Origin of the sequence: Flavobacterium algoritolerans, from assembly GCF_030010385.1 — a bacterium.
Lineage (GTDB): Bacteria > Bacteroidota > Bacteroidia > Flavobacteriales > Flavobacteriaceae > Flavobacterium > Flavobacterium algoritolerans.
The window spans coordinates 265,111-277,737 of sequence record NZ_JASCRZ010000003.1; the positions used below are offsets into that span (position 1 = coordinate 265,111).

The window sequence follows — 12,627 nt, forward strand, 5'->3', positions numbered from 1 at the left end:
ACTTTAAGACTAATTGATATATATCGTTTCTTTAGACAAATACGATTTTCCATCATATTGCCATTCCATATTAATGTCCCATCGACCGCCTGCCAAACTTTTTTTAGGTATGAGCAAAGTAGTAGCATCAGATAATGAAATTGGAATTTCAAAATCTAATTTTTTGTTAGACGGTCTGTAAAGGGACACTTTACCTTTGATATTTTTTGGAACAAATACTTTTGGAAATATTATTTCAACTCCATTCGAAGCATTATTTATTGTTGGCTTTTGAGCCAAATCTGCAACATTTTGAACACGAGTCATTTCATCTCCAAAATGTGCATCATGTTTATAATATTCCTCTACAACTAACTCGTTGTCATATTTTGAATCGGATTGTACCGTAAAAACAAAATACAAAATGAAGGTTATAAACAACCCAAAAGCGATTACGATTCCTGTTCCCCAGCTAATTTTCATGATCTATTTTTTTATAAATTCTATTCCCAACTTAAAAGGATATTAATCAAAACTACGCGGACTTAAAAAATTAGTTGTCGCCGTTTCAATTTTTTCATCCCCATTATAAACCTCAATTTTCAGTTTTGTTTTATCACTGTCTAATAAATTTTGGTTAATTTCAACAAACAGCGTTCCGCCATTCATACCCTGTTTTGGTGCTTTTAAATCTTGTTTTCCAACCACTTTTAAAGTTCCTTTTATTCCAACAAGTTTAAAATGAATATCATTAAAATCAGTATTCGTTTTATTGATGATTTTAAAAGTATAAATGTTACTGATATTTTCGCCTTTGTGTTCGAATAACTGACCCGGAAGCCTCAAAATACTGGCTTCAACATCAGAACGTAAAAACAATAATCCAATCAAAATACCTGTCAAAATGAATAATACGGCTGAATACCCTTTCATTCTTGGCGTGAACTTGAACGTTACTTTTTTCTCAATTTCATCTTCAGATGCATATCGGATCAGTCCTTTGGGTAAACCTACGCTATCCATAATCGTGTCACATTCATCAATACAAGCTGTACAATTGATGCATTCCATTTGAGTCCCGTTACGGATATCAATTCCGGTTGGACAAACATTTACACATTGCTTGCAATCGATACAATCGCCTTTTCCGTTAGCAGCTCTAACCTCTTGTTTGTTAAATTTTGCCCTACCCACTTCTTTTTCGCCACGAACAAAATCGTACGCTACGTTTATCGATTTATCGTCTAATAAAACACCTTGCAATCTTCCGTATGGGCAGGCGATAATACAAACTTGTTCTCTAAACCACGCAAAAATAAAATAGAAAACTCCGGTAAAAATCAATAACGAGACTAAAGTACTCAGATGATTTTCTGGTCCTTCTTCAATCATTAAAAGCAACTTGTCGCTACTGATAAGATACGCCAGAAAAACATTGGCAATAAAAAAAGAAATGATTAAGAAAATTGTCCATTTAAAGGCTTTTTTTCTGATTTTCTCTGCATTCCATTCCTGTTTTTCCAAACGAATCTGAGCACCACGATCACCTTCAATCCAGTATTCAATTCTGCGGAAGACCATTTCTAAAAAGATGGTCTGCGGACAAATCCATCCGCAAAATATTCGTCCATAAATCACCGTAAAAAGGATGACGAAAACGACGCCAATAATCATAAAAAGAACAAACAGATAAATATCCTGTGGCCAAAATGGAAATCCGAAAATATTAAATCGTCGCTCCAATATATTGAACATCATGAACTGGTTCCCATTTATCTTCATAAAAGGATTTGCAACAAGTACAATCAGTAAAAAATAACTAACCCATTTCCTGTAATCATAAAACTTTCCTGAAGGCTTTTTAGGGAAAATAAATTTTCTGTTTCCTTCTTCATCAATCGTCCCGATGGTATCTCTAAAAGCTTCGTCTGGTAATTTTGACATTTCTTTTTATTTAAAACACAAGTTCAAAATAATTATTAAAATTCTTAAGCTAAATAAAAACGTGTGTTTCTAATTGTTATTTAACTGCAACAGTAACATTTTCTTCTACCCAAACTTCGCCTTCCGCAGCTTTAGCATCTGGTGGATTGCTTCCTTTCAAGGATAAAATGTAGCTGGCAACTTTTTGCATTTCTTTAGGTTTCAATGTTCCTTTCCAAGAAATCATTCCTTTTCCGTCACGTCCTCCATTTACCAGCGTATGAAATACATTTTTTATTCCGCCACCTAAAATCCATTTCTCATCCGTTAGATTTGGTCCAATTTGTCCTCCACCGTCAACTCTGTGACAAGCAGCGCAATTGGCAGTAAAAATTTCTTTTCCAGCAGCTAAATCTGCAGGATCAGTCAACAAGGTCACCGTTTTTTCATCCATTAAATCCGGAGCAGTTTTCATGTATTCCGCAATATCTATTTTGGCTTGAGCAACTTCTTTTTTAAGTTCCATTTCTTGATTATCAGCTCCTAAAACTTCATATCGCACCATATAAACAACGCCAAAAAGAATACAAGCGTAGAATAAATATACCCACCAAGGCGGCAAATTGTTATCTAATTCTTTGATGCCATCGTAATCGTGTTCTAATAATAACTGATTTTCATTTGCTAAAGGTTCGGTTTTAGTCAATTTTTCCATCAACTTTTTGTACCATTCGCTATCCTTGAAACTCAAATCATTTGCTTCATTTAATTGGTTTTTTTGTTCCTCGGTCAATAAATGATAGGTAATATTATCAACTGCCTTCATCGTGATTTCTATCGCTATCAAAAGGAAAAGGAACACGAATAAGAATACAGAAACCATTGGGAATTTTATAAAAGCAGGTCTGTCTCCTGAGTCTATGAAATATTCCATTGCCATCATGACAGCAAAGAAAATAACAGGTACTCTAACGTATACTGGAATTAATTTTTTCATTTTCTAAATTTTAAAAAATTATACTATTTGATTGTCTCTCAATGGAATTTGACTCAATTCATTTATCGTTTCTTTCTTATAAGAGAACACCCATAGACCGAGGCCCACGAAAAAGACGAAAAAAATTAATAATGATAAGATGGGATATATTGCCACACCTTCAATCGTTTCCATATTGTGTTTTATTTGTTCGAACATAACTTTCATTTTTTAGCGATATCTTTTACTTTAATATCTGTTCCAAGTCTTTGCATGTAAGCAATCAAGGCAATGATTTCCCTTTCGTTCATTGGAACAAATTTCTCTCCTCTGGCTTCGGCTTTTTTCTTGCTTTCGTCATAACTTTTTACAAAGTCAGGGTCATTTTTCAAGTTTTCTTCAATTGCAATCGCTTGTTTTCTTAAATCATCTAAACCACTAGCAATCTGAGCTTCAGTGTAAGGAACTCCAAGCGTAACCATGACCTGCATTTTCTTTTGAGTCAAAGAAACATCCATCGGTTTATTATCAAACAGCCATTTGTATCCTGGCATAATGGAGCCTGCGGATATACTTTGCGGATTCCAAAAGTGGTTAAAATGCCAATTGTCATTGTATTTTGCTCCAACTCTCAATAAATCCGGACCGGTACGTTTTGATCCCCAAAGGAATGGATGATCGTATACAAATTCCCCAGCTTTAGATTGCGGTCCATAACGTTCCACTTCACTACGGAAAGGACGAACAGACTGTGAGTGACAACCAACACAACCTTCACGAATGTATAAATCACGTCCTTCTAATTCTAATGGAGAATACGGTTTTACACTTGCAATGGTTGGAATATTGGATTTAACCATAATCGTAGGAACAATTTGGATAACACCACCAATTAAAATAGCAACAGTTGCCAAAATGGTTAACTGAATCGGTTTTCTTTCTAACCAAGGGTGAAATTTCTCTCCTTTTACTCTTCCTGCACTAATTTTTAATAATTCAGGAGCTTCAGCCAATTCATCTTCAATTTTAGAACCTGCTCTAACCGTTTGGATAATGTTATACACCAAAGTAAACATTCCAATTAAATAAAGGGTTCCACCAATAGCTCTCATCCAATACATTGGCATGATTTGAGTTACTGTCTCAAGGAAGTTACCGTAGGTTAAAGTTCCGTCCGGGTTGAATTGTTTCCACATAGATGCTTGTAAAAAACCGGCAACATACATTGGAATCGTATATAATATAATACCTAAAGTACCAATCCAAAAGTGAAAATTAGCCAACTTAACTGAGTACAAATTGCTTTTGGTCATTCTAGGAACCAACCAATAAATCATACCAAAAGCCATAAAGCCATTCCAAGCCAATGCGCCAACGTGAACGTGAGCAATAATCCAATCCGTGTAATGCGCGATAGCATTTACATTTTTCAAGGATAACATCGGACCTTCAAAAGTTGCCATTCCGTAACCAGTAATTGCTACCACAAAGAATTTCAAAACGGGTTCCACACGCACTTTATCCCAAACCCCTCTCAAGGTTAAAAGTCCGTTTATCATTCCACCCCAAGATGGCGCAATCAACATAATAGAGAAAGCAACCCCTAAATTTTGAGCCCAGTTAGGTAAAGCCGAATATAATAAATGGTGAGGTCCAGCCCAGATATAAATAAAGATTAATGACCAAAAGTGAACAATTGACAGTCTATAAGAATACACGGGACGATTCGCCGCCTTTGGAATAAAATAATACATTAATCCTAAGAAAGGTGTAGTCAAGAAAAACGCAACTGCATTATGACCGTACCACCATTGTACTAAAGCATCTTGAACTCCTGCGTAAACAGAATAACTTTTCATTCCAGAAACCGGCAATGATAAACTATTGAAAATATGTAAAACTGCCACAGTAACGAATGTTGCCAAGTAAAACCAAATCGCGACATATAAATGGCGCTCTCTACGTTTTATAATAGTTCCAATCATATTGATACCAAAAACAACCCAAATCAATGCGATTGCAATATCTATTGGCCATTCTAATTCGGCATATTCTTTAGAAGAACTATAGCCTAATGGCAATGATATGGCTGCAGCAACAATGATTAATTGCCAACCCCAGAAATTAAGATTACTCAAAAAATCACTGTACATTCTGGCTTTTAACAATCGTTGCAACGAGTAATAAATACCCGCAAACATTGCATTTCCTACGAAAGCAAAAATAACTGCATTGGTGTGTAAAGGTCTTAATCGACCATAACTCAACCACGAAATACCATCAGTAATATTTGGAAAAAGGAACATAAAGGCCAATGTAAGCCCAACTAACATTCCTACCACTCCAAAGACAATGGTTGCGTAAATGAATTTTTTTACAATTTTGTTGTCATAATAAAACTGCTGTATTTCCATATTTATAATTATTTTTAAAGTTGTTTATTATTTGTTTTGTTGAAAGTCATAAAATTGAACATTACAAAGTCGTTGAACTTTTGGTTTTCGGTTTTTTAACTTTCGACTGAATTAGCTCATCGTCAAATAACATTCTGACTGATGGCGTATAATCATCGTCATATTGACCTGTTTTTACTGCTCGTATAAAAGCAATAAAGAAACCAATGGCGACTATTATACTGATGGAGATTAATAAATAAATGACACTCATACCTTAATTTGTGTTAACAAAGTTACTTTGACGTTTTGGAGTAAAATATGACATTTGTCATACTTATCGATATCTGTTAAATTTATGTGAAAGCGCAACTCAAAACGTATACAATTCTATTTTTTATTTGCATAATAACTACTCATCACCGTTACAAAACTCACAATGGTTATTGTGCTCAACGGCATGATAATAGCTGCAACCAAAGGCAATAAATTACCTGTAATGGCAAACGATAATCCTACCACATTGTACAATAAAGAAAGCGCAAAACTCATTTTGATTGTCGTTATGGAATTCTTGGATAATTTCAAGAAATAGTTCAATTTTTGAAACTCACCGGCATCCAAAATAGCATCACAAGCCGGTGAAAAAACATTCACATTCTCAGAAATGGAGATTCCAACATTGCTTTGCGCCAAAGCTCCGGCATCATTCAATCCATCGCCAACCATCATTACGTTTTTACCTTTGTCCTGCAAATTTTTAATGAATTCTAATTTCTGTTCCGGTTTCTGATTGAAAATCAATTCCGTGCCTTTCGGCAAAAGTTGTTCAAGAGTAGCGCGTTCACCTTCATTGTCACCAGATAAAACCTTGATTTGATAGTTATTCTTTAAACTTTTAAAAAGCTCCTCAAGTCCTTCTCTATATTGATTGTTAAAAATAAATTTTCCGTAATAAACATCATTTATCTTGACATGAACCGACGTTTGCTGAATGTTATTACCTTCTGTTTTATCTACAAAAGCTGCAGAACCTATTTTAATTTGGTGACCAAAAATCTGAGCTTGGATTCCTTTTCCGGTAATTTCTTCAAAAGCATCTACTTTCAACTTTTTGGTATCATTTTCTGATTTATTTTGCAAAATTGGAATTGGCAAATAATCATACAACATTCGGCTCAAAGGATGGTTTGAAGCCCGAAGCACATTTTTTATCAGCAACAAATTCTCATCGGAAAGAACGGTTCCTTCATAGGAAATATTCGATTTTTTATTGGTGGTAATCGTCCCTGTTTTATCAAAAACAATAGTATCTACCTTCGCCAATTGCTCTATAACCAACGCATTTTTGAGATAGAATTTTTGTTTTCCTAAAATTCGTAATACATTCCCAAAAGTGAATGGTGCCGTCAATGCCAGAGCACAGGGACAAGCAACAATGAGCACTGCTGTAAACACATTGAAAGCGGTATTTGCATCAATAAAAATCCAATAGCAGAAGCCTGCAAAAGCAATCAATAATAAAATAGGTGTAAAATAACGGCTGATGCTATCGGTAATCGTTTTGTGTTTTTGCTCCACATTTTTTTGGAACACATCATTACTCCATAATTGCGTCAAGTAACTTTGAGAAACAGAATGTAAAACTTCCATTTCGATTACTTTTCCTATTTGCTTTCCTCCGGCAAATACTTTATCACCAGAATGTTTCGTAATAGGAATTGCTTCTCCCGTGACAAAACTATAATCGATTTCAGCTTTTTCCGAAATTAAAATCCCATCAACCGGAATGAGTTCTTGGTTTCTGATGAGTAATCGATCGCCTTTTTCAACTTCGTAAATAGCCACACTTTCTTCAGACAAATCAGAATTAATTTTAGTTATTGCTATTGGAAAATAGGATTTAAAATCCCTTTCGAAACTCAAAAAACTATAGGTTTTGATTTGGAACATTTTCCCCAAAAGCATAAAGAAAATCAATCCGGTTAAGCTGTCGAAAAAACCGGAACCGTAATCCATGACGATATCAAACGTACTTCGTACAAACATTACAACAATTCCTAAAGCAATAGGAATATCGATGTTCGCTCCCGAAACTTCGGGATTGGTTTTGATACTTTTATACGCTGAAACATAATAACCACTTGCCGAGTAAAAGAAACTGGGTAGCGCTAAAGCAAAAATCAACCAACGGAAAAAACCACGGTATTGATCCAGCCAATATTCTTTCACCTCAAAATATTCCGGAAACGAAAGCAACATGATATTTCCAAAACAAAAGAAAGCAACGCCCAGTTTATACGTTAAACTTCTATCGACATTATTGCTTCCCGTTTCATAGTTTTCTAAACTGATATAGGGTTCATAACCGATGGAACTCAACAAATAAACAATCGTTTTGATAGAAACTACTTCAGGATTGAAAGTGATTCGGACTCTTTTTTCAGGGAAATTAACCTGAGAAGTGCTTATTCCTTTTTGAAGACGCTGTAGATTTTCCAAAATCCAAATACACGAGCTACAATGAATATGAGGAATGTTAAGTGAAATAATTGCGGTTGAATTTTCTTGAAATTCCAAAAGTTTGGATACAATACTTTCATTGTCTAAAAAATCATATTTACCATTAATGTCTTGCGGGGTTGCTCCAGGGGATTTTTCAAAATCATAATAACAAGTCAAATCATTCAGACTAAAAATTTCGTAAACGGTTTTACAACCATTGCAACAAAAATTTTTTGTATCAAAAATAATTTTTTCTTCTACTACAATATCTAACCCACAATGGAAACAGTTTTGTGTGTCCATAACTTTGCTCATTTTACCTTGAACAAAGGTCATTAATCGAATGAATTAAAAATATGACATTTGTCATATTAAATAGTTAGTTTTGTACTACCAATAAATCACAAACAATATGAGCAAATGCGAACAATGTATCGTCAGACAATTTAGCTCTTTAAAAGCCTTAACTAAAGACGAATTACTAAAACTTTCTGACTGTAAAACATCCCACATAATTAAAAAGGGTGAAGTTATATTTGAAGAAGGAGAAAATGTAAATGGTATTTATTGTATAAAAGATGGTGTTTGTAAACTGACTAAACTCAGTGCAAATGGTAAAGATCACATTGTAAAACTGGTTACAAAAGGTGAATTATTGGGACAACGTTCCATGATTAGTGATGAACCGGTAAATCTAAGCGCCGTAGCTCTTGAAGACATGCAAGTTTGTTTTATTCCAAAGTCAGAAGTGATGGGCTTTTTTGACAAAAACAATCAGTTTTCGATGAACGTGATGAAAACTATTTGCGGCGACCTAAAAGAAGCCGATGACAACATGGTAAATTTAGCCCAAAAAACAGTCAAAGAAAGATTAGCAGAAACGCTTCTTCATTTACACGATACCTTTGGGAAAAATGAGGATAATTCATTAAAAATACAACTTTCCAGAGATGAACTGGCCAGCATGATTGGTACTGCCACAGAAAGTTGCATCCGTTTACTTTCTGATTTTAATAAATTAGGACTTATTGAATTGAATGGAAAAAAAATTATTCTAAAAGACATCAACAAACTAAAAAAATTAGCAGATTAATTCCAATTCTCTTTAGTCTTTCTTATTCATCACAAAATAATACACCGGAATTCCCAACGCCACAATACACAATCCCAAGCCTGTATTGAACGTATCATAAATCAATAAAGTGAGACAAATTGCTACTGTAACCACAATATAAAGTGCAGGTACAAATGGATACCCAAACGCTTTATAAGGTCTATCTGCGTTAGGCTCTTTTTTTCGAAGGATGAAAACACCCAGAATCGTCAGTATATAAAATAACAAAGACGCAAAAGTCGCATACGTTAACAAGTCCCCAAATTTTCCTGAAATACAAAGCACACAAGCCCAAATACATTGTACCCATAATGCTTTTGCAGGAACCTGATTTTTATTAAGTTCTGTTGCTTGTTTGAAAAATAATCCGTCTTTTGCCATTGCAAAAAATAATCTTCCTCCGGAAAGAATCAAACCGCTATTGCAACCAAAAGTGGAAACCATGATAAGCCCAGCCATTACAAAAACACTTATATTTCCCATAATCATACTTGCTGCCGCCGCACCTACTCTGTCATTACTGGCAAACATGATTCCGTTACCGGCAATATCAGCAGCGTTTGGAGTTCCCTGCATTGGCAACAAAGCCAAATAAGCAACATTCGCTAAAACATAAATAATGGTCACAATCAAGGTTCCAAGAAACAAACTTCGGGGAATATTCTTTTTGGGTTCTTTAATTTCACCTGCAATGAAAGTGACATTATTCCAGGCATCACTAGAAAATAAAGAGTTAATAATAGTTGCTCCTGCAGCTCCCAAAATTGCCATTCCTGCTAATTTTGTTACTGTAATTGTTCCGTCAGGATTCACAACCGTTTTACTGGCTTCCCACATGTTTTCGAAATTATTGGACAAAACATCCGTTTGTAAACCAACATACAATCCTAAAATAATCAAAGCAAAAAGCGCAATTAATTTAGCCGAGGTAAAAATCAATTGAACTGTTTTTCCGCTTTCGACACCTTTGGTATTAATGTACGTGAGCAGTATTATACTAAAAATAGCCAACACTTTTTGGTACGAAAAAACAAAACTGGTACCAACCGTAAAAAGTGTATGATCTAAAACCGGAAAGAAGATAGCTGCATAATTAGCGAAAGTAACCGCAATTGCGGCAATAACTCCCGTTTGAATTACCGTGAAAACGGTCCAACCGTACAAGAAAGAAACTAATCTTCCGTACGCGCGTTGTATGTAAACAAATTGTCCGCCCGCATTGGGCATCATTCCTGCCAATTCTCCGTAACTCAATGCCGCAGCGACCGTGATTAATCCCGTTACCAACCAAATTACCAATAACCAGGCAGCAGATCCAATATCTCTCGCCATAGCTGATGTAACTATGAAAATCCCGGATCCTATCATGGAACCGGCTACTAAACTCGTGGCATCAATTAATCCTAAAGAACGTTTTAACTCGGTTTTATTTTCTGGCATTGGATAATTTTATAAATGATGGTAATTTAATTATTTAATACTGAACACTATAGCTTCTTCGCTTCTTCCCAAAATTGAGTTATTTGGAAATCATAGATTTCCAATTCCTATTTATTAGGAAGACGCTTCGCTTCTTCCCAAAAAACATCCATTTCGGCAAGTGTCATATCCATTAATGGTTTTCCTAATTCTCCAGCTTTACTTTCCAAATATTGAAAGCGTTTAATGAATTTTTTATTGGTGCGTTCCAAAGCATCTTCGGGATTTACGTTAAGAAATCGGGCGTAATTTATCATCGAAAATAAAACATCTCCAAATTCGGCTTCAATTTTATCTTGATCTCCTGCTTGAACCTCGACTTGCAATTCTTCCAATTCTTCTTGAACCTTATCCCAAACCTGATGCGATTCCTCCCAATCAAAACCTACTCCTTTTACTTTATCCTGAATTCGGCTTGCTTTAACTAATGCGGGTAAACTTTTTGGAACACCTTCCAAAACAGATTTTTTACCTTCTTTGAGTTTCAATTTTTCCCAATTCTGCTTTACTTCTTCCTCGTCTTTTACCACAACATCACTATAAATATGGGGATGACGGTGAATTAGCTTTTCACAAATTTCATTACAGACATCGGCCATATCAAAATCGTTCGTCTCGCTTCCTATTTTTGCATAAAAAACAATATGCAATAACAAATCCCCAAGTTCTTTTTTGACTTCGTTTAAATCATTATCCAGAATTGCATCACCTAATTCGTAGGTTTCTTCAATAGTCAGATGACGCAAGGTTTGCATGGTTTGCTTTTTGTCCCAAGGACATTTTTCTCGCAAATCATCCATAATGTCTAATAATCTTTCGAAAGCTTGCAGTTGGTTTTGTCTTGAATTCATCAGAAATGGTTTTTGGTAAAAATAAAAAAATCCTGTTCAGAAAAATAGCTGAACAGGATTAAATATTATTTTAAAGTAAAATTACTCTTTTTTAGCTTTTGCTTTTTTAGCAGGAGTTTTAGTTTCTGTTGCAGGAACTTCTTCAGCAACAGCAACAAGTTCTTCAGCAGCAGGTACTTCATCAGTAACTAATCCTTTTGCTTGCAACATATTATACCAGTTTAAAACTTTTTTGATATCCGAAGGATACACTCTTTCTTCATCATAATCAGGCAAAATTTCTTTAAAATAAGCTGTCAATGTAGCATTGTCTTCTTTATGTGAAATTGCTTGACCTTTGTTTTCCTTATCAGCAATTTTTTGCATGATTTCAGCTAATGGTTTTTCGCCTTCATACGTATAAATTGAAATTTCCGATAATAAACTCACATTACTTTTTAAGTTTACTGTGATTTTTTTTCCATCCAATAATGATTCAGCAACAAACCCAGTACGTGTTTGCACTCTTAATACATATAAACCTGGTTTCCCAGAAATGGCTAATATTTTTTCTAAATTCATGTTTTGTGTAATTATTATTAAGAATTTGACTTATTTATTTTTTCATTTAAAACCAAAAATCATACCAAGATAAAACTGTAAAAGCTGTTTTATCTTCCTTTTTTAGCAAAAAATTTCATTCGGTAGTCTTGGAATGTTTTTCCTTCCAAAATGTTTTTCAATTTCTTTTGAATCAATCGTTTTTTTAATGACGAAATTTTATCTGTGAATAATACTCCTTCAATATGATCGTATTCATGTTGGATTACTCTGGCGATTAATCCATCAAAAACTTCGGTTTTCATTACAAAATCCTCTTCGCAATATTCAATTGTTATGGTTGGATTTCTATATACATCTTCTCTAACGTCTGGAATGCTCAAGCAACCTTCATTAAAACTCCATTCTTCACCTTCTTCTTTTATCATTTTTGCATTGATAAAAGTTCTTTTGAATCCTTTCAATTCTTTTTGTTCTGTGTCTCCTAATTCTTCATCATCGCTAAAAGGCGTCGTATCGATTACAAATAAACGAAGTGCCAATCCTACTTGAGGTGCGGCAAGTCCAACACCATAGGCATTATACATCGTTTCGTACATGTTAGCAATCGTTTCTTTCAAATTAGGATGCTCTGGTGAAAGAACTTCGCCTACTTTTCTTAAAACTGGATCACCGTATCCTATAATTGGTAAAATCATTGTTTTTATATTAAGTATTATCTACTATAAACTGAAATAAGTTTCCCTTTAATTCAGTGTGCAAAAATAGTAAAAAAATAGACAATGAATAATCCTGTATTGATAATTCGCGTTTTTTTACCATTTAGGCAAAAACAGGGCAAATTATTCTTTGAATCAGTCACTCAAT

The 12,627-nt window shown here is 34.5% G+C and carries 12 protein-coding genes; 1 reads left to right on the top strand and 11 read right to left on the bottom strand.

Features of this window, described 5'->3' with window-relative positions; all coding sequences use genetic code 11:
• Positions 1-9: 9 nt before the first annotated feature.
• From QLS65_RS08960 to QLS65_RS08990, 7 genes are all read right to left on the bottom strand, one after another.
• Positions 10-462, bottom strand: a complete 453-nt coding sequence (locus QLS65_RS08960) for a FixH family protein (RefSeq protein ID WP_282716906.1) — start codon at positions 460-462, stop codon at positions 10-12.
• Between the two features lie 42 nt (positions 463-504).
• The gene (gene ccoG, locus QLS65_RS08965) at positions 505-1,923 is read right to left on the bottom strand and encodes a cytochrome c oxidase accessory protein CcoG (protein WP_282716908.1); all 1,419 of its coding nucleotides are present in this window, start codon (positions 1,921-1,923) and stop codon (positions 505-507) included.
• Positions 1,924-1,999: 76 nt separating this feature from the next.
• Complete coding sequence (locus QLS65_RS08970; RefSeq protein WP_282716910.1) at positions 2,000-2,899, bottom strand: cbb3-type cytochrome c oxidase N-terminal domain-containing protein; 900 nt, start codon at positions 2,897-2,899, stop codon at positions 2,000-2,002.
• An 18-nt stretch (positions 2,900-2,917) separates the two neighbouring features.
• Positions 2,918-3,106, bottom strand: coding sequence for a cbb3-type cytochrome oxidase subunit 3 (locus QLS65_RS08975; RefSeq protein WP_428831874.1), 189 nt, complete (start codon positions 3,104-3,106; stop codon positions 2,918-2,920).
• A complete protein-coding gene (gene ccoN, locus QLS65_RS08980) occupies positions 3,103-5,292 on the bottom strand; it encodes a cytochrome-c oxidase, cbb3-type subunit I (RefSeq protein ID WP_282716917.1) in 2,190 nt (729 codons plus the stop codon). Before ccoN ends, QLS65_RS08975 begins: the two co-directional genes overlap by 4 nt.
• Before the next feature lie 61 nt (positions 5,293-5,353).
• The gene (ccoS, locus tag QLS65_RS08985) at positions 5,354-5,545 is read right to left on the bottom strand and encodes a cbb3-type cytochrome oxidase assembly protein CcoS (protein WP_282712128.1); all 192 of its coding nucleotides are present in this window, start codon (positions 5,543-5,545) and stop codon (positions 5,354-5,356) included.
• 116 nt (positions 5,546-5,661) lie between these two features.
• The gene (locus tag QLS65_RS08990; protein ID WP_282717170.1) at positions 5,662-8,079 is read right to left on the bottom strand and encodes a heavy metal translocating P-type ATPase; all 2,418 of its coding nucleotides are present in this window, start codon (positions 8,077-8,079) and stop codon (positions 5,662-5,664) included.
• A gap of 109 nt (positions 8,080-8,188) precedes the next feature.
• Here QLS65_RS08990 and QLS65_RS08995 point away from each other — a divergent pair, with 109 nt between their 5' ends.
• Entirely contained in the window at positions 8,189-8,869 is a 681-nt protein-coding gene (locus QLS65_RS08995; protein ID WP_282712130.1) for a Crp/Fnr family transcriptional regulator, read from the top strand.
• Positions 8,870-8,881: 12 nt separating this feature from the next.
• Here QLS65_RS08995 and QLS65_RS09000 read toward each other — a convergent pair whose 3' ends face one another.
• From QLS65_RS09000 to def, 4 genes are all read right to left on the bottom strand, one after another.
• The gene (locus QLS65_RS09000; RefSeq protein ID WP_282712131.1) at positions 8,882-10,330 is read right to left on the bottom strand and encodes an APC family permease; all 1,449 of its coding nucleotides are present in this window, start codon (positions 10,328-10,330) and stop codon (positions 8,882-8,884) included.
• Positions 10,331-10,437: 107 nt separating this feature from the next.
• Complete coding sequence (gene mazG, locus QLS65_RS09005; RefSeq protein WP_282716924.1) at positions 10,438-11,220, bottom strand: nucleoside triphosphate pyrophosphohydrolase; 783 nt, start codon at positions 11,218-11,220, stop codon at positions 10,438-10,440.
• A gap of 81 nt (positions 11,221-11,301) precedes the next feature.
• Positions 11,302-11,781, bottom strand: a complete 480-nt coding sequence (locus QLS65_RS09010; protein ID WP_282712133.1) for a DUF5606 family protein — start codon at positions 11,779-11,781, stop codon at positions 11,302-11,304.
• Positions 11,782-11,870: 89 nt separating this feature from the next.
• On the bottom strand, positions 11,871-12,458 hold the full coding sequence (def, locus tag QLS65_RS09015; RefSeq protein WP_099715872.1) for a peptide deformylase: 588 nt from the start codon (positions 12,456-12,458) through the stop codon (positions 11,871-11,873).
• Positions 12,459-12,627 lie beyond the last annotated feature (169 nt).